Source organism: Nocardioides sp. WG-D5 (assembly GCF_054031175.1).
Window position 1 is genome coordinate 988544 of sequence record NZ_CM132928.1, and the last position, 17985, is coordinate 1006528.

Genomic DNA, 17985 nt, shown 5'->3' on the forward strand with positions numbered 1-17985 from the left:
AGGCGTCAACGGCGTCTGCCGAGGCGTCACGTACGTCGGCCGAGCGGGCAGCGCTGTGCCGACTCGGCCGACGCCGGTGACCTTTCGGCCGACGGGAGCGACGCCTCGGCGGGGGCGAGGTCAGGACCAGTGGCGGCGGATCACGGCGGTGACGTCGAAGGGGTCGGCGCCGCGCTGGGCGGCCAGGAGGCCGGCGCCCTCGGGTGAGCCGGTGTAGAGCAGGCCGGAGCCGCCGACCCAGCGCTCCCAGGCGGCGCGGAACGTCTTCGCGTCGGCGGCGCGACGGCCGAGGGCGGTGGGGACCGCGTGCCAGGCCTCGGCCTCGGCGGTGTGTCTTCCGGAGACCCCCAGGCGAAGGCTCGCGAGGGGGTCCAGGTCGCCCACGACCGGCCGCGAGACCAGGTAGCGGGGCGCGGCGATCGGCGCCAGCGCCTCCTCGAGCGAGGCCGCGAAGAGCGCCGACTCCTTCTCGGGCACCCCCGCCAGGTGGACGCGGTAGCTGCCGTCGGAATCCACCGCGATCTCCAGCCCGCCGGCGCCGGCCGAGGTCTGGCCGGTCTCGTGCAGCCCGTCGGCGACCGCCGCGGCGACGGCGCCCACGCTCGGTCGCCGGCGCAGCTGGGAGGCGATCCGGGTGCCGTCGCGGTAGACGTACCCGGCCCACAGCATCCACAGCGCACCGGCCACGCCACCGAGCGCCGCCGCTCCCCCGCCGCCGGCGACGAGGACGGCGACCAGCACGACGCTCGCCAGGACTGCGGGCACGAGGGCGGCCTTCGCCGGCAGTCGCCACTCCGGGACACGGCCCTCCAGCAGCCGGAAGCCGGGTGGCCGGGGAGCGAGGACGACCCCGGCCGGCGCACGCAGCGCACCCGCCCGGCGCAGGCGGATCCTGACGGTGCGGCCGGCGACATCGGCGTACGGCTCCCCGATCCGCCACCGCTCCCGGATCGCCGCGCGGTCCTCCGAACGGGCGACCATGCGGGCGTTGACGGTGTCGAAGTCGGACTCGGGCGGGGCGGCGTACGGGGAGAAGGACTCGTCGATGTGGCCGACGCCGTCGACGACGGAGCCGTCCTCGTCGGCGCCGAAGAAGCCTGAGTGCTTGCGGACCAGTCGCTTCCAGTCGTTGTCGCCGCGCGGGTGCTCCTCCTCGACGCAGACGACGGTCCAGTTGACGGCGACCTTGTCGGGCCGCCCGGGATCCGTACGCAGCGACCGCCCGCGCAGCTGCACGACCGCCGTCGTGGTCGTGGCGGCGGTGAGATCGACGATCCCGGTCACCGACCGGGCGTCCCAGCCCTCCCCGAGCAGGCCGCGGGTGCCGACCAGCACCCGGCAGCCGCCGGCCTCGAAGAACCGGGTGACGTGCGCGACCCACTGCCGGCTCCCCCAGCGCCCCACGAGGGTGGCGTACGCCTCCTCCTTCTCGACCGCCAGGCCCGCGGCCAGCGCGGGGTCGGTCTCGGCGATGTGCGCGACCAGCGCGGCGAGGGTCGCCGGCGGCCCGGCGACGGTGGCGCCGGTGACCAGGAGGACGTCGTCGTGGGACCCGCACAGGGTCGCGAGCACCGCCCGCGCCGAGCCGGACTGCTCGGCGATCACGCCGCGCAGATCGACCGGCAGCGTCGCCGAGGCCCGCTCGTGGTCGGTGACGACGAGAAGCCGCAACGAGTCGCCGTGCGCGAGCCGCTCGTGGTCGACGATCGCCGCGGTCGCTGTGGTCTTGGCCTCCGAGCGCGCCAGCACCCGGTCCACCGGTGAGCGGCCGGCCCGGATGCCGCGCCGGGTCAGCGAGTAGCCGACCGCGGGCAGCGCCTGCTTGATAGCGGCCAGCGCCTCCTGGTCCGCCGCCTCCTCGGAGGACATCAGATGTCCGCGCACCCAGTCGCCGATCAGCGCCACCCAGTCCTCGGCCGACGGGTCACGACGATGGGCCTCGGTCGGCGTCGCCCCCTCCGGCAGCGCGATCAGCCCGCGATGGTGGGCTCGTAGGGCGGCGGTGGTCAGGTCGGGCGAGGCCTTCGCGAGCTCGGCCCAGGACGGCGAGCCCTCCGACCGCGCCACGAACCTCCGGTCCAGCCAGGTCAGGAACGGCACGCTGCCCAGATCGGCCGAGGTCAGCGCGGTGAGCAGCTCCTCGAACCGCTCCGCGCTCCCCCGCAGCCACTCCCGCTCCCCCGCCGTCGGGGCGGTCAGCCACACCAGGTCGGCGAACGGCGCCAGGTCGCCCTCGCGCACCACCGCCGGGATCGAGGTCGAGAAGACGATCTCGCCGAACAGCGTCCCGACCAGCGCGGACTCCTCCTTGGTCAGCGCCTCGGGCGGGGTCGCGGTCAGCCCCAGCACCCGCGCGTCCGGAAGCAGCTGGAGGATCTCGCCCAGCAGCTCGCCCCAGACCTCGAGCAGGTGGTGGCACTCGTCCAGCACGAGCAGCAGCGGCCCGGCGCTTCGCAGCGCTTCGACCAGGGCTCGGCCGTTGTCGTGCAGCCTGGCCAGGTGGCTCTCCCCGGTCTCCGCCTCGTCGTCGGGATCGCCGAAGACCGCGACCGACTGGTAGGTCAGCGACGTCAGCGGAGCTGTGAGCTCCCGCGACGACGACGCCGAGAGGCCCAGTGCGGCCGCCTGCCGCAGCCACTGTCCCTGGATCGCCGTGTTCGGGCTGAGCACGACGACCTTCGCCCCGTCGTCGATCGCGTCCCGCGCGGTCTCCAGCCCGACGAGGGTCTTCCCCGCACCCGGCGGAAGCACCACCCACGCCCGCGACCGCCCCGCCTCCCAGGCCGCGCCCAGCGCGGACAGCGCACGCTGCTGATGAACACGGAGCTCCACCCCGCGAAGCGTAGTCAGCGCCGAGGCGTCACGTACGTCGGGCGAAGCGTCACCCACGGTCGGCCGAGTGGGCACCACCGTGCCCACTCGGCCGACGGGGGTGACGTCTCGGCAGGTCAGGCCGCGGTGGCGAAGGCCGCCTCCGACTCCGGGTTGCGGGCGACCGAGCGCCGCGCGAGGGAGAAGGCGACCGCGCCGAGGACCGAGGTGACCACCATGGTGATCGCCAGCGGCACCGCGGTGTGCTCGCCGGCGACGGCACCGAGCGGCGAGGCGAGGCCACCGCCGAGGAACATGATCCCGCCCATCAGCGCCGAGCCGGCGCCGACCGAGGGCCGGGCCTGCTCGATGGCCAAGGCGCCGGTGTTGCCCATGATCAGGCCTACGGAGGTGGTGACGACCACGATCGGCAGCAGGATGAGTACCTTCGGCACCGGCAGCAGCGCGACGACCAGCACGGACAACGCCGCCAGGGCCATCACCGGCTGTGCCGAGCGGATGATCCGGGCCGGGTGCACCTGCCGCTTGGCCAGCCGCGCCGAGACCAGCCCGGCGACGGTGAGGAAGGCGGCGTTGACCGCGAACCCGATGCCGTACACGGCCGCCGAGGTGCCGATCACCGACTGGTAGAGGAACGAGGAGGAGGAGACGTACGTCATCAGGGTGGCGAACGTGAGCGACTGGGTCAGCGTGTAGCCGAGGAAGGCGGGCTTGGCGAGGAGGCGGCCGAGGTCGGCGTACTCGACCCGGCTGCTCCGCCGCTCGGCCGGCAGGCTCTCCCGGATCACCAGGAGCACGACGACGACCTGCAGCACGGCGATCGCGGCGACGATCCCGAGCACCCCGCGCCAGGGCACGAACCCGGCGAGGGCGCCGCCGATCACCGGGGCCAGGATCGGCGCGATCCCGCTGATCGACATCATGATCGACATCGCGCGGGCGGCGGCGAAGCCGTGGAGTACGTCGGCCACGATTGCCCGTGCCATCACGATGCCCGCCGCGGCGGCGAGCGCCTGGACGAAGCGGGCCGCGATCAGCAGCTCGACGGTCGGCGCCAGCGCGGCCAGCACACCGGCGAGCGCGGCCACGACCGAGCCGATCAGCAGGGGCTTGAGGCGCCCGAACCGGTCAGAGATCGGGCCCCAGGCGATCTGGCCGAGCGCGAGCCCGATCAGGAAGGCGGTGAGGGTCAGCTGCACGTTGCTCGCCGCGGCGCCGAGATCGGAGCCGATCTGCGGGAAGGAGGGTAGGTAGAAGTCGATCGCAAGCGGCGCGGATGCCGAGAGCAGGGCGAGTGCGAGCAAGAGCCGCGGCGGGACTGACGTCACCGAGGGAACCTCCGGAAGAGTCTGGTCGGGGAAAGACAGTTGAAGAAGACAACCAACCGAACGTCGTAGCCCCGCCGGACATTCCTCACCAGAGCGTGATCGACCTCTCGAAGATCCCGGTCAGGTCCTCGGCCGACGGCTGCTTCGGTGCGGTGGCGAGCAGCCGCTGCTGCTTGAGTGCTCCCTCGACCAGGTCGGGGATGTCAGCGGCGACGTAGCCGACCTCACCGATCCCCGCCGGGATCCCGATGTCGCGCATCAGGTCGGTCAGCACCTGGGGCAGACGATCCCGTTCCGGCCCGGAACCGAGCACATCAGGAGCCAGCAGATGCGCCGCGTGCAGATGGAGGCCGGGATTCGCATCGAAGGTGTAGCGGAATGCTTCCGGAGCGGTCAGCGCCACCGCCATGCCGTGCGGGACCATCGGCTCGGCCCCTGGGTAGTCCTTCGGGTGGAAGTCCCGCACGCGGCCGGCGATCGGGTAGGCGTTCGCGTGGGGAATGTGGACCCCCGCGTTGCCGAATCCCAGGCCCGCAAAGGTTGCCGCCAGCGCCATCTCGCCCCGGGCGATCGTGTCCTCACCGTTCGCGACGGCCGACCGGAACGACGTCGCCAACAGCGAGATGGCCTTCTCCGACCACACGTTCGCGATGGGGTTGGCGCCACAGTACGGCACCCGCTGCGACGGCTCTTTGCGCTCATAGGAGGTGTAGGGGCGGGCAGTGAGACTTTCCAGTGCATGACACAGGATGTCCATCCCGGCGGCCGCCGTGACCCCGGCCGGCTGGGTCATCATCAGGTCCGGGTCGACGACGGCCAGGGTGGGCCGCAGGCGTGCGTGCGAGATCCCGGTCTTCACCTTCAGCGACAGCACGTCGAGGACGCACACGGTCGTCGACTCCGCCCCGGTGCCGGTGGTCGTCGGCACCGCGACCAGCGGCAGCAACGGCTTGGCCGGCGCGAGCCCGCGACCCACCGGCGCGTTGAGGTAGTCCATCAGGTCGCCGTCGTTGGTGGTCAGCAGGTTGACCGCCTTGGCGGTGTCGATGCTCGACCCGCCGCCGACCGCCACGATCGCGTCGAACGGCCCGTTCTCGCGGGCGAACTCCACCGCGGCCCGCATGCTCTCGTCGGTCGGCTCGACATGGACGCCGTCGAAGACGACGGCCTCGACGTCGTACGTCTTCATCTGCTCGGCCACCCGCTGCGGCAGCCCCGTCGCGGAGATGCCGGGATCGGTCACCACGAGGGCGCGGCGGGCGCCCAGCGACGCCAGGTCGTAGCCGATCTCGGCCGATGCGCCGGTGCCGAACTTGAGCTGCGGGGAGCCATAGGTGAACACGGTCTCGGGCGTTGCGTGCGTCATGAGCGCACGATATCGACCGACCCCCATGCGCATCATTGTGCGCAGTGCCCAAACGTCTCGTGAGACACCCGTGGTCTTAAGTCATGTATTTCACTAGACTTTATTCAGATCAAGCCGACGCCGTCAGAGGAGACCACGCATGACCATCACCGAAGCATCCCCCGTCAACGAGCTGACCGTCCACAAGGTCGGCGGGCGGATCGGCGCCCGCATCGACGGCGTGACCCTCTCCGGCGACCTGCCCGCCGAGACGATCGCCGAGATCCGGGCCGCGATCCTGAAGCACAAAGTCGTCTTCTTTCGCGGCCAGGACCATCTCGACGACCGCACGCAGATCGCGTTCGGCGAGCGCCTCGGCCCGCTGACGACCGCCCACCCGACCGTCAACACCGGCAGCGCCCGGGTCCTGACCCTGAAGGCCAACCGCGGCATGGCCGCCAACTCCTGGCACACCGACGTCACCTTCGTCGACCGGCCGCCGGCGTTCTCGATCCTGCGCGGCGCCGAGATCCCCGAGTACGGCGGCAACACCGTCTGGGCCAACACCGTCACCGCCTACGAGAGGCTCCACCCGCAGCTCAAGGCTCTGGTCGACGACCTGTGGGCGGTCCACTCCAACGACTACGACTACGTACGCCCCGACGAGGCCGAGTCCACCGACGACGTGGCCGCGCGCAAGCGCGAGGAGTTCGTCTCCACGATCTACCGGACCGAGCACCCGGCGGTCCGGATCCACCCGGAGACCGGCGAGCGCGCGCTCGTGCTGGGTCACTTCGTCAAGCACTTCACCGGCCTGAACCAGAAGGAGAGCGCCACCCTCTTCAACCTGCTCCAGGACCGGGTGACCGCCCTGGAGAACACCGTCCGCTGGCACTGGCAGCAGGGTGACGTCGCGATCTGGGACAACCGCGCCACCCAGCACTACGCCGTCGCCGACTTCGACGAGCTGCCGCGCGAGGTGCGGCGCATCACCGTGCAGGGTGACGTACCCGTCTCCATCGGCGGCGCGCACAGCCGGGTCATCGAGGGCTCCGCCGAGGTCTACAACCGCCTCGACGAGCTGATCTCCTGAGGCGTACGGCCGCCCCGACCCCCGCGGGGCGGCCGGCCGCCGGTTCAGGCGATGGTGAAGGCGACCTTCCGGGCGACGACGTCGGCCGTCTCCAACCGCACTTGGACCTCCTCGCCCAGCGGGAGGGCCGACGCACTGGTGACGCCGGCCTCAATGGCGGGCTCCTCGACGGTGATCGCGCCCTTCCGCTTGTCCTCGTCGTCGACCTCGACGACGACCGCGTCGAACGTCTCCCCGATCCGCGTGGACAGCAGCCCGGCCTCGACGAGGTCGACCACGCCGCGCTCGTAGGCGCCGCTGGTGCGGGACGAGGCCCGCATCGTCTCGGGGAGCGTGGTGAACGCGCTGGTCACCCAGTCGGGGACGGGCTGGTCGGCGCACAGCGCCAGGCAGACCTCGCCGGCGTAGCGGTCGATCAACCGGCGCAGCGGAGCGGTGACGTGCATGTATTCGTTGGCCAGCGCCGAGTGCTCGGTCAGCTCGGGGAGCTCACCGTTGAACGAGGCGTACCCGCTCCCGCGCAGCAGCCGGGTGCAGGCGATCGCCATCGCGGCGTGCTTGCCGTTCTTGCCGTCCAGGGAGCGGATGAAGTCGGGGTAGAGCATCTCCGCGGGCCACTCCAGCCCGAGCGCCCGGGCGGTGCGGTGCAGCCGCTGGACGTCTCGCGGGTCGGGGTCGGGGAGGGTCCTGAGGAGCCCCACGCGGGCATAGACCATCAGGTCCGCGGCGGCGAAGCCGGTGAGCAGCGAGATCTGGGCGTTCCAGTTCTCGACCGGCAGCAGGTCGCGGTACTCGAGCGACCAGTGCTCGCCCACGACCGAGATCTCCTGGTCGCGCAGCGGGAGGTTCACCCCGCCGCGGGCCGCCTCGAGGGCGATCCGCTTCTCACCGATCTCCTTGAGCAGCTCGAGCGACCCGGCATAGTCGGTGTCGCCGAAGCCCTCGCCGTCGAACATCTTCTGCACGCCGTCGTAGGACAGCTTCGCCCGCGACCTCACCAGCGCGCGCTCGACGAAGGTGTCGATCCCCTCGCCGGTGGCATCGAGCTTGTGGGTCCACAGCAGCGCCGGTCGCACCTGGTCGGGAAGCAGCGAGGCGGCATCCTCGGAGAGCACCTTGGGGTGGAGCGGGATCTTCGCATCGGCGGCGTAGAGCGACTCGCCGCGCTTGTTGGCCTCGATGTCGACCGGGTCGCCGGGCGACACGAAGGCGGCCACGTCCGCGATCGCGTAGTGCACCACGTATCCCTCGCCGTCGCGCTCCAGGTGGAGCGCCTGGTCGAGGTCCATCGACGTCTCGGGGTCGATGGTCACGAACGGCAGGTCGGTGCGGTCCAGCTCGGGGAGCCTCGGGTTGCCCGCCGCGGCGGCCGCCGCCTCCTCCACCTCCGGCGGGAACTCGGGGGTCACCCCCAGCTCGGCCTGGAGCGCGGCGATCCCGTCGCGGAGCGTGGTGGCGGCGACACCGTTGTCGGCACTGGCCACCCGGATGATGCGTGCGGAGCCCATGGCCGGAACTCTAGTGGCTACTTCTTCTTCGACTTCGCCTTGTAGGTCTTGTACAGCGAGGCGGCCTCCTTGCCGAAGGCCTTCGGGTTGCCCTTGAAGGCGGCGAACTGTTCCCACAGGTCCTTCTTGGACCCGTTGTGCGCCTTCGCCGACCTGTTGATCCGGGCCAGCGCCTTGCGCTGGGAGGAGGTCAGCGACCGCTTCGCCCTGAGGTGCTCCGAGCGTGCCCGGGCCTTCTTCGAGACGTCCTGGATCATCCAGAACACCCCGATGATGACGATCACGAGAAGGAGGCCGCCGAGGTTTGTCTCGGACGCGGGTTCGGCGGCCAGGGCGATCATCTCTGGACTGTAGTCACGCCGCGTTCTCGCAGGTCACAGGCGCTTTGAAAGATACCCAATCCTCGATTCGGCCATCCTGGTCCCGGACGGCACCATAGTCACCGTGCTGATCCTGCTGCCGCCCTCGGAGGGCAAGACCGCGGCCGTACGCGGCAACCCGCTCACGCTCGACGACCTGAGCCTCCCGGTGCTCAACCCGGCGCGCGCCAAGGTCATCGACGCGCTGGTCGAGCTGTGCGCCACCCGCCCCGAGGCCGCCGTCGAGATCCTCGGCATCCCGAAGACCCAGCCCGAGCTGGTCACGTTGAACGCCGGGCTGTTCGAGGCGCCCACCGCCCGCGCCGACCGGATCTACACCGGCGTCCTCTACGACGCCCTCTCCTTCGCGACCCTGTCACCGGCCGCGAAGCGCCGCGCGACCAGCCGGGTCATGGTGACCAGCTCCGTGTTCGGCCTCGTCGGCGTGGCCGACCGGATCCCTGCGTACCGGCTCTCGGGGGACACCACCCTCCCCGGCATCGGCGGCATCCAGTCCCACTGGCGCGTCCACCTCGGCGCCGGCATGACCGATGCCCTCGGCGACGGTCTGCTCGTGGACCTCCGGTCCGGGACGTACGCCGCGTTCTGGCGCCCCGACGCCGAAGGGTCGAGCACAGTGCCTGCCCGCACCGCCACCGTCCGCGTCCTCCACGAGCACAACGGCCAGCGCAAGGTGGTCAGCCACTTCAACAAGGCCACCAAGGGCCGCCTCGTCCGCGCCCTCCTCGAGTCCGGCGCCAACCCCCGCACCCCCGCCAAGCTCGCCGAAGCCTTCCGCGACCTCGGCTGGACCGTCGAGCAAGGCGCTCCGACGAAGAAGGGCACCCAGCTCGACATCGTCGTCGCTGAGATCTGAATCGCCACCGCTGGTCGAGCCGCGAGCGCCAGCGAGCGTGTCGAGACCAACACAGCCGTCAACGCGAAACTGTCGGTGGTCACACCCAGAATCGGGGTCATGCCCTACATGTACATTCTCCGCTGCCGCGATCACATGCTCTACGTCGGAAGCACCTACGACCTAGAGCGACGCGTTGCCGAGCACAACGCCGGCCTCGGAGCCGAGTTCACCGTTCGACGCCTGCCGGTGACGCTGGCGTATGCCGAAGAGCATCGGACGATCTTCGGCGCCTATGAACGTGAGAAACAGGTCCAAGGGTGGAGCCGAGCTAAGCGCGAGGCCCTGATAGCCGGGGACTTCGGCCGACTCCACGACCTTGCTCGCCGTCGTGGCAAACGGTCGCCGTAGACGACTGTGTTGGTCTCGACACGCCTCCGCCTAGCGGCTCCGGCGGCTCGACCAGCGGGGCCGCCGCCGGTCGAGCCGACTCGGCCTCCGTCGGTCAGAAGGTGCCGGTGGCGAAGGGGTCGCGGGCGACCGGGAGGCCGTTGAAGAGGCGCATGGAGGCGCGGCCGTCGGAGTAGAAGGCCACCACGGTCACCGAGGCGGGCGAGAGCTCCATGTTGAAGACGCCGCCGATCGGGGTGCCGAGCGCGTGGGCGACGATCAGCTTGATCGGCGAGACGTGCGAGGTGATCACGACGGTCTGGCCGGCGTGCTCCTCGAGGACGCGGGAGAGCCCGTCGAGCACCCGGACCTGCGCGGCGTCGAACGACTCGCCGCCCGGCGGCGCGACCTCGGTCGCCCCCATCCAGGTCTTCATCTCCTCGGGGTACTGCTGGGCGACCTCGGCGAAGGTGAGCCCCTCCCACTTGCCGAACTCGATCTCCGCGAACCCGGGCTCCTCGACCAGCCGGGCGCCGAGCGTGCCGGCGAGGATCTCACCGGTCTCAGCGGCCCGCAGGACCGGCGAGGTCACGACGGCGTCGACGGCGGGGGCGAGCGGCTTGAGCCACTCCGCGGTCAGCAGCACCTGCTCGCGGCCCTCCTGGGTCAGCGGCGGGTTGTCGCCGCCGAGCCCTCCGGAGAAGGCCTTGGACGAGGTGTGCTTGGTGACCCCGTGGCGCACCAGGACGAGCGTGGTCGCCTCCGCGCCGGCTCCCCAGCCGCGAGCGGGCTTCTCGCTCACAGGCCGGACTCGGCGGTGCGGACCAGGATGCGGGAGCACTCCTCGCAGCGCACGACCTCATCGGCGGCGAGGCCGCGGATGCGGGAGATCTCGGCCGGGTCGAGCTGGAGGTTGCAGCCGCCGCAGCGGCGGGCACGCAGCTCGGCGGCGCCGACGCCCATCTTCTCGCTCAGCCGCGAGTAGAGGGCGAGCAGGTCGTCGGGGATGCCCTCGAGCGCCGGCGTACGCTCCTCGGCGACCGCGGCGAGCTCGGTGTCGATCTTCGAGGTCTCGACGTTGACGGAGTCGACCGCGACCGCCAGCTTCTCGGTGATCTCGGCGAGCTCGGCCTCGAGCCGGGTCACGTTCGCCTGAGCCTCCTCGAGCTGCTCCATCACCTCGAGCTCCTCGTCCTCGAGCACCGAGATCCGGCGGTCGAGGGTGGCCAGCTCGTGCTGCATGCGCTCGAGGTCCTTGGCGCTGCTGATCGCCCCGGAGTCCATCCGCTCCTGGTCGCGCCGGCGGCGGGTCTTGACCGCCTCGACATCGGCGTCGGCCTTCTTCTGCACCCGCTCGAGGTCGTCGCGGGTGACCCGGGCGTCGCGTACGGCATCGTCGGTGGTCTTCTTCGATGCCTGCAGCTCCGCCACGACGGCGGCCTGCGGCAGATGCGCACGGCGGTGGCGCAGCTGGAGCGCACGCGAGTCCAGCTCACAGACGTCGAGCAGCTTCACCTGGGCGAACGGGTCGGCTTTCAGCGGATTCTCCTCAGCTATTCACAATCGCAAAGTCCACGGGTCGGTGACGATCTCCGAGACCCGGGTGTCCACCGTATCCCCGAATGCCTCCCGAAGTCGCCTCGCCAGCACAGGCAACCAGGTCCACTCGGCGGCCCAGTGCGGGATGTCGATCAGCGCACCACCCTTCTCACAGAACTCCGAGGCCGGATGGTGGCGCAGATCGCTGGTCACATAGACGTCGTACGCAGCCACCTGGTCGAGCAGGAAGTCACCCGCGCCACCGCACAGCGCCACCGACGAGACCGGCCGGTCGAGGTCTCCGGCGACCCGGATCCCGGCCGCCGTCGCGGGCAGCGCCGCGGCCACCGACTCGGCGAAGGCACCCAGCGTCGTCGGCTCCACCGTCCCGGCGCGTCCGGTGCCGACGTCGTCGGTGACCCCCGGCACCAGCGGCCGCAGCGAGCTCAGCCCGAGGGCGAGCGCCAGCGACTCCGAGACCCCGCCGAGCGCCTGGTCGGCGTTGGTGTGCGCGGTCAGCAGGGCGCACCGCGCGGAGACGAGCGTCGAGAGCGTACGCCCTTTGGGGGTCGTCGGCGCGAACCCGTGCACGCCCTTCAGGAAGAGCGGATGATGGACGACGACCAGGTCCGCACCCCAGGCGGCCGCCTCCTCGGCGACCGGGAGGGTCGGGTCGACGGCGAGGAGCACCTTCGAGACCGGCTGCGAGGGCTCGCCCCAGACCAGCCCGACAGCATCCCAGTCGTCGGCGGTGGCGGGCGGATACCAGTCGTCCAGCAGCGAGATGACGGCAGCCAGTGTCGGCGGGGTGGGCGGGATCGGCATGGTGTAACCCTAGATCCCGCCACCGGGGCCACAGCCAGCGGCGACACCCGGCACGGAATCCAGTTCGTAACCGTTCTTTTACAACCGATTCCGTACTTTTCCCCGGATCTTGTGGTGGAATGCAGCGCTAAGTGAACAATCGACTGGAGCAGCGATGACCACGAAAGCTACCCCGGACCCATCCTCCGGCTCGGTGACGATCAGCGGCCTGACCAAGACCTATGGCCAGGCCACAGCGGTCGACGGCCTCGACCTGGAGATCAGGGCCGGCGAGTTCATCTCGTTGCTCGGTCCCTCGGGCTGCGGCAAGACGACGACGCTGCGCATGATCGCCGGATTCGAGAAGCCCGACTCGGGCAGCATCGTGATCGGCGGTAGGGACGTGGTCAGGCTCGCGCCCTACCAGCGCGACGTGAACACGGTCTTCCAGGCGTACGCGTTGTTCCCGCACAAGTCGGTCGCGGAGAACGTCGCCTACGGCCTGCAGCAGCGCAAGACGCCCAGGGCGGAGATCCGTGAGCGGGTCGTCGAGGCACTGCGGATGGTGCGCATGCTCGACTTCGCCGACCGCTCGCCGACGCAGCTCTCCGGTGGCCAGCAGCAGCGGGTGGCGCTGGCCCGGGCGCTGGTCAACCGTCCCAGTGTCCTGCTCCTCGACGAGCCGCTGGGCGCCCTGGACCGCCAGCTGCGCGAGGAGATGCAGCTCGAGCTGAAGCTGCTCCAGTCCCGCCTCGGGATCACCTTCGTCTTCGTCACCCACGACCAGGGTGAGGCGCTCGCGATGAGCGACCGGATCGCGATCATGCGGGCCGGGAGGATCGAGCAGCTCGCCGACGCCGACACCGTCTACAACCAGCCGGCCAGCGCCTACGTCGCCGGCTTCGTCGGCCAGCAGAACTTCCTGCACGGCGAGGTCAGCGCCGACGGCACCACCGTCGAGACCCCCTTCGTGGTCGTCGAGGGTCCCGCCAAGCCCGACGGGAAGCCCGGCGAGGCCCACCAGGCCGCGATCCGTCCCGAGCTGATCTCGATCGAGCCCGGCACGCAGGCCGAGGGCCTCAACACCGTCGCGGGCGAGGTGCTGCAGGTCTCTCCGCTGGGTGAGGTGATCCAGTACCTCGTCAAGGTCACCGACGAGACCAGCCTCCTCATCCGCCGCCCCACCCACGGCGCCGTCCGGCTCTCCCCCGGCGACCCGGTCCTCTGCGGCTGGGCCGCCGAGGACGTACGTCTCTTCCCCCTCGACACCCCACTCGACCCGACCACCGCTAGGAGCCCACAGTGAGCAAGCCTGTAGACAAGAACGGCAACGTACGCATCCTGGCCAGCCATGCCGGCGCGCGAGCGATCCGCCAGGAGCTCTCCCGCCGCCACTTCCTGAGCCTGGCGGCTCTCGCCGGTGCCGGCGTCGCCCTGAGCGCCTGTGGTTCCGACGGCGGTGGCGAGTCCAGCGCCGTCGAGCCGGGCGCGGGCGCCACCGGCGGTCCGGTCGAGAAGTCGCTCTCGATCTACACCTGGGGCGACTACGACTCCCCCGAGGTGATCGACGCCTTCGGCAAGACCGGACCCAAGGTGACCCTCGACTCCTACGGCTCCAACGAGGAGCTGATCTCGAAGCTGGTGGCGGCCAAGGGCACCAGCGGCTACGACATCGTGGTGCCGACCGGCGTCTACATCCCGCAGCTGATCGAGAACGAGATCATCGTCCCGCTCAACAAGGACCTGATCCCCAACATCTCCAAGGTCGACCCGCAGTTCCTCGGCCAGGACTGGGACCCGGAGAACGAGTACTCGGTGTGCAAGTGCTGGGGCACAACCGGATTCGTCTACGACACCACCGTGATCAAGCGCGACCTGGTGACCTGGAACGACTTCATCGACGCGATGCAGAACGAGGCCTCGGGCAAGACCTCGCTGCTCGACGACCCGCAGGGTGTCTCCGGCCTCTACTTCTGGGCCAACGGCATCGACTGGAACACCGAGGACATGGCCGACTACGACGCCTACGAGGCCGAGGCCGTCGAGAAGTGGGCGCCGCACATCGCCGGCTTCGACTCCTACCCGGCCACCGGCGCGATGCAGCAGAACACCTTCGCGCTCATGCAGAACTGGAACGGCGACTCCCGACTCGGCATCCTCGAGCACAAGCAGCCCGACCGCTGGAAGTGGGTCCTGCCCGGCCCGACGACCGAGCTGTGGATGGACAACTGGTGCATCCCGACCGGCGCCCCTCACCCGGAGGCCGCGCACGCGTTCCTCGACTACGTGCTGGAGCCGGAGAACTCCTTCCTGGAGATGGACTACATCGGCTACAACACCGGCGCGGTGGGCATCGAGGAGATGGCCAAGGAGCGCAACGTCGAGCTGCCGGAGATGATCTTCTTCACCGAGGAGCAGCTCGCCACGATGAAGAACGGTGCGGTCAACGAGGCCCAGGACCGGCGTACGGAGGTCTACGACAAGCTGAAGGCCGCCGCCAGTGCCTAGGAGCGCGTCCAGCAGGCTTCCCGGGTTCGTCCTCGCCGTCCCGGCGTGGCTGTGGCTGACGGTCTTCTTCGTGGTGCCGTTCCTGCAGATCGCCTGGTTCAGCCTCGGCGAGAAGCCCGGGATGTTCGGCACCCACAGCAACGCGGTGATGTCGCTGGAACGCTACGCCGAGGCGTTCAGCCCGACCTTCTTCACGATCTTCCGGGCGACGCTGTGGATGAGCGTGCTGGGGACGATCGCCTGCCTGCTGATCGCGCTGCCCGCTGCGTACTACATGGCGCTCAAGGTCCCCGCGCACCGTCGTGGGCTGCTGGTCGCGCTGGTGATGGTGCCCTACTGGACCTCGTTCCTGATCCGGACGATCGGCTGGAAGGTGATCCTCTCCTCGGAGGGCGCCCTGGCCGGGTTCCTGACCGACGTCGGCCTGGTCGGCGACCCGCACGACCTGCTCAACACCCGCGGGGCGGTGCTGCTGGGCCTGATCTACAACTATCTCCCGCTGATGATCCTGCCGTTGTACGTCGCCTTCGATCGCGTCGACGGCGCCCTCGGCGAGGCGTCGAAGGACCTCGGCGCCGGCCGGGTGCGGACGTTCTTCCAGGTCACGCTGCCACTGGCGCGGCCCGGGATCGTCGCCGGCGTGATCCTGGTCTTCATCCCGATGATGGGCGACTACGTCACCCCGGCCGTCCTCGGTGGCGCCAAGGGCACCATGGTCGGCTCGCTCATCGCCAGCCAGTTCCTGACCGCGCAGAACTGGGCGCTGGGATCGGCGATGGCGGTCGTGCTCATCCTGCTCACCATGCTCGTCGTGGTCCTCGCCATCGCGCTGCTGTGGGGCGTGGGCTGGCTCGTCGGGCGCCGGACCAGACTGGTCATCGGAACGAACGTCGGTGGAACGAAGGTCGTCGGAACGAAGGAGGTGGCGACCGCATGAGCAGGCCGTCCGGAACCAATCTCGCGCTCGGCGTGTGGACCACGCTGGTCTTCGTCTTCCTGTTCGCCCCGATCATCGTGATCGGCATCTACTCCTTCAACGGCGGCCGCCTGCTGACCGCCTGGGACGGCTTCAGCCTGGAGCCGTTCACGGCGATCATCGAGCGGCCGACCGTACGCCACACCGTCGCCGTCTCCCTGCAGACCGCCGTGATCGCGGCGATCCTGGCCAGTGCGCTCGGCACCCTGGCCGGGATGGCGATGGCCCGGTTCCCGGGCCGCTGGACGGGCCCGTTCACGCTGCTGTTGCTGCTGGTCTCGGTCACCCCCGAGATCGTCGACGGCATCGCGCTGCTCCCCTGGTTCGTGACGCTCGGCCAGGACTGGTCGCTGCTGCCCTTCAACAACGGCTACGTACGCCTCGTGATCGGTCACTCGCTCTTCGCGACCGCGGTCGTGACCTACATCGTCCGGGCCCGCCTGGTCGGGCTGGACGCGTCCCTGGAGGAGGCGTCGGCGGACCTCTATGCCCGGCCGGTGGCGACGTTCTTCAAGGTCACCCTGCCCCTGGTCGGCCCGGCGGTCCTGGCCGGCGGGCTGCTCGCCTTCACCCTGAGCCTCGACAACACGGTGATCTCCTCGTTCATCAACGTCTCCGGCACGACCTCGTGGCCGGTCTACGTGCTCTCCTCGGTCCGCTCCGGTCTCAAGCCCGAGATCGCCGCGGTCTCCACCATCCTGCTGGTCTTCACGCTCCTGGTTCTCGGCCTTGTGGCCCGGGTGCTCAAGCGCTCGGGCTCCTCGGTCACCGACACCATGGCCGTGGCCTGATGGGGGAACAGGCTCTCCCTGCGGAGCTGCTGTTGCGCGGGGGCCGGGTGCTGCGCGAGGGCCGCTGGGAGGACGTGGCCCTCGCCGTCCGGGGCGGGCGGATCGCGGCCGTCGGCCCGTCGCTCGACTCACTTGTCGGTCCCGAGACCGTCGTCGAGGAGCTCGACGGCCGCTGGGTGCTGCCCGGCTTCCACGACTCGCACGTGCACCCGGTCCAGGCCGGGCTGGAGATGAACCAGTGCGACCTGACCGGACTGTCCACGCTCGAGGAGTATCTGGACGCCATCGAGTCCTACGCCTCGGCCAACCCTGAGCGTGCCTGGGTCTCCGGGGGCGGCTGGTCGATGGATTCCTTCCCCGGCGGCGTACCGGATGCTTCGCCGCTCGATCGCCTGCTTCCCGATCGACCGGTCTTCCTGCCCAACCGCGACCACCACTCGGCCTGGGTGAACAGCCGCGCGCTCGAGATCGCCGGCATCGACGCCCGTACGCCGGACCCGTCCGACGGGCGGATCGAGCGGGACGCCTCCGGCAACCCGACCGGCGCGCTGCACGAAGGCGCGATGGCGCTGGTCGGCTCGCTGGTGCCCGCCCCGACCTCGCAGGACCTGACGGACGCCCTGCTGACCGCCCAGCGCCACCTGCACTCCGTCGGCATCGTGGGCTGGCAGGACGCGCTCGTCGGCGACGGTCTCGGCATGCCCGACTCGCTGCCGACCTACATCGCCGCCCGGGACTCCGGCGCGCTCACCGCGAAGGTCGTCCTGGCCCAGTGGTGGGACCGCGACCGCGGCCTGGAGCAGCTGCCCGAGCTCGTCGTACGCCGTGCGCTCGCGGCCCAGGCGGGACTGGACGCGGCCAGCGTGAAGCTGATGCAGGACGGCGTCTGCGAGACCCACACCGCCGCGATGCTCTCTCCTTATCTGGACACCCACGGCCGACTCACCGACAACCGCGGACTCTCCTTCATCCCGGCCGACGCCCTGGCGGAGTACGTCGCAGCGCTGGACGCCCACGGCTTCCAGGCCCACATCCACGCCCTCGGGGACCGAGCGGTCCGCGACAGCCTGGACGCGATCGCGCACGCGCGTGCGGCCAACGGAGCCAACGGGCTGCGCCACCATCTGGCCCACGTGCAGGTCGTCGACGCCGCCGATGTGCCGCGCTTCGCCGAGCTCGAGGTCACCGCCAACATCCAGCCGCTGTGGGCCTGTCTGGACGAGGCGGTGGAAGTGCTCACCCTGCCGTTCCTGGCACCGGCCGCGCGCGAGCAGCAGTACGTGTTCGGGTCGCTGCTGCGTACGGGTGCCCGGATCGCGTGCGGCAGCGACTGGCCGGTCTCGGACCCGGCGCCGCTGCTCGGCATGCACGTCGCGGTCAACCGCCGCTCCCCCGACCAGCCCACCGACGCCGCCCCGCTGCTGCCCGATGAGGCGCTCTCGGTCGCCGAGGCCCTCGCCGGCTACACGACCGGCACCGCCTACCTGAACCGCCTGGAGGACTCCACCGGCCGGATCGAGACCGGGTACGCGGCCGACCTGGTCGTGGTCGACCACGACATCCTCGGCCCGGACCCCACCGTCCTCGGCCGGACCCGGGTGACCCACACGTACGTCGACGGTCGCGAGGTCCACCGGCTCTGACCGCGTGCAAGAC

At 70.6% G+C, this 17985-nt stretch carries 16 protein-coding genes; 8 read left to right on the top strand and 8 right to left on the bottom strand.

What is annotated here, in order from left to right:
- Positions 1 to 120: 120 nt before the first annotated feature.
- The 3 genes from ACWZJV_RS04870 to ACWZJV_RS04880 all read right to left on the bottom strand — a co-directional run bounded on the left by ACWZJV_RS04870 (position 121) and on the right by ACWZJV_RS04880 (position 5526).
- Positions 121 to 2832 (bottom strand): DEAD/DEAH box helicase, encoded by a 2712-nt coding sequence (locus tag ACWZJV_RS04870; protein ID WP_457180408.1) that lies wholly within the window; start codon positions 2830 to 2832, stop codon positions 121 to 123.
- Between the two features lie 116 nt (positions 2833 to 2948).
- The gene (locus ACWZJV_RS04875) at positions 2949 to 4160 is read right to left on the bottom strand and encodes a multidrug effflux MFS transporter (RefSeq protein WP_008358056.1); all 1212 of its coding nucleotides are present in this window, start codon (positions 4158 to 4160) and stop codon (positions 2949 to 2951) included.
- 85 nt (positions 4161 to 4245) lie between these two features.
- On the bottom strand, positions 4246 to 5526 hold the full coding sequence (locus ACWZJV_RS04880; protein WP_008358057.1) for a hydroxyacid-oxoacid transhydrogenase: 1281 nt from the start codon (positions 5524 to 5526) through the stop codon (positions 4246 to 4248).
- A 139-nt stretch (positions 5527 to 5665) separates the two neighbouring features.
- On the opposite strand from ACWZJV_RS04880, the gene ACWZJV_RS04885 reads away from it, so the two are divergent.
- A complete protein-coding gene (locus ACWZJV_RS04885) occupies positions 5666 to 6598 on the top strand; it encodes a TauD/TfdA dioxygenase family protein (protein WP_457180409.1) in 933 nt (310 codons plus the stop codon).
- 44 nt (positions 6599 to 6642) lie between these two features.
- Here ACWZJV_RS04885 and ACWZJV_RS04890 read toward each other — a convergent pair whose 3' ends face one another.
- Positions 6643 to 8106, bottom strand: coding sequence for an RNB domain-containing ribonuclease (locus ACWZJV_RS04890; RefSeq protein WP_457180410.1), 1464 nt, complete (start codon positions 8104 to 8106; stop codon positions 6643 to 6645).
- 17 nt (positions 8107 to 8123) lie between these two features.
- Complete coding sequence (locus ACWZJV_RS04895) at positions 8124 to 8447, bottom strand: hypothetical protein (protein ID WP_457180411.1); 324 nt, start codon at positions 8445 to 8447, stop codon at positions 8124 to 8126.
- A gap of 103 nt (positions 8448 to 8550) precedes the next feature.
- Between ACWZJV_RS04895 and yaaA the strand changes: the two genes are divergently transcribed.
- Both yaaA and ACWZJV_RS04905 read left to right on the top strand, forming a co-directional pair.
- Entirely contained in the window at positions 8551 to 9342 is a 792-nt protein-coding gene (gene yaaA, locus ACWZJV_RS04900) for a peroxide stress protein YaaA (RefSeq protein WP_457180412.1), read from the top strand.
- 99 nt (positions 9343 to 9441) lie between these two features.
- The gene (locus ACWZJV_RS04905; protein ID WP_457180413.1) at positions 9442 to 9732 is read left to right on the top strand and encodes a GIY-YIG nuclease family protein; all 291 of its coding nucleotides are present in this window, start codon (positions 9442 to 9444) and stop codon (positions 9730 to 9732) included.
- Positions 9733 to 9826: 94 nt separating this feature from the next.
- On the opposite strand, the gene ACWZJV_RS04910 is transcribed toward ACWZJV_RS04905, so the two are convergent.
- Genes ACWZJV_RS04910 through ACWZJV_RS04920 form a run of 3 tightly spaced genes read right to left on the bottom strand, consistent with a single transcriptional unit; the run spans position 9827 to position 12075 of the window.
- Positions 9827 to 10513 (bottom strand): histidine phosphatase family protein, encoded by a 687-nt coding sequence (locus ACWZJV_RS04910; protein WP_050800669.1) that lies wholly within the window; start codon positions 10511 to 10513, stop codon positions 9827 to 9829.
- Positions 10510 to 11226 carry a zinc ribbon domain-containing protein gene (locus ACWZJV_RS04915; RefSeq protein WP_008358069.1) on the bottom strand — a complete coding sequence of 239 codons (717 nt, stop codon included), beginning with the start codon at positions 11224 to 11226 and terminating at the stop codon, positions 10510 to 10512. The genes ACWZJV_RS04910 and ACWZJV_RS04915 overlap by 4 nt, the downstream gene beginning before the upstream one ends.
- Positions 11227 to 11268: 42 nt before the next feature.
- Entirely contained in the window at positions 11269 to 12075 is an 807-nt protein-coding gene (locus ACWZJV_RS04920) for a Nif3-like dinuclear metal center hexameric protein (protein ID WP_457180414.1), read from the bottom strand.
- Positions 12076 to 12229: 154 nt separating this feature from the next.
- Here ACWZJV_RS04920 and ACWZJV_RS04925 point away from each other — a divergent pair, with 154 nt between their 5' ends.
- The 5 genes from ACWZJV_RS04925 to ACWZJV_RS04945 are packed head-to-tail and all read left to right on the top strand — an operon-like array spanning position 12230 to position 17972.
- Positions 12230 to 13360 (top strand): ABC transporter ATP-binding protein, encoded by a 1131-nt coding sequence (locus tag ACWZJV_RS04925; protein WP_378905918.1) that lies wholly within the window; start codon positions 12230 to 12232, stop codon positions 13358 to 13360.
- Positions 13357 to 14562, top strand: coding sequence for a polyamine ABC transporter substrate-binding protein (locus ACWZJV_RS04930; protein WP_196873470.1), 1206 nt, complete (start codon positions 13357 to 13359; stop codon positions 14560 to 14562). Before ACWZJV_RS04925 ends, ACWZJV_RS04930 begins: the two co-directional genes overlap by 4 nt.
- A complete protein-coding gene (locus tag ACWZJV_RS04935; protein ID WP_008358074.1) occupies positions 14555 to 15499 on the top strand; it encodes an ABC transporter permease in 945 nt (314 codons plus the stop codon). The genes ACWZJV_RS04930 and ACWZJV_RS04935 overlap by 8 nt, the downstream gene beginning before the upstream one ends.
- Positions 15496 to 16329 carry an ABC transporter permease gene (locus ACWZJV_RS04940; protein ID WP_457180415.1) on the top strand — a complete coding sequence of 278 codons (834 nt, stop codon included), beginning with the start codon at positions 15496 to 15498 and terminating at the stop codon, positions 16327 to 16329. The genes ACWZJV_RS04935 and ACWZJV_RS04940 overlap by 4 nt, the downstream gene beginning before the upstream one ends.
- Positions 16329 to 17972, top strand: a complete 1644-nt coding sequence (locus ACWZJV_RS04945) for an amidohydrolase (RefSeq protein WP_457180416.1) — start codon at positions 16329 to 16331, stop codon at positions 17970 to 17972. Before ACWZJV_RS04940 ends, ACWZJV_RS04945 begins: the two co-directional genes overlap by 1 nt.
- The last annotated feature ends 13 nt before the right edge of the window (positions 17973 to 17985 follow it).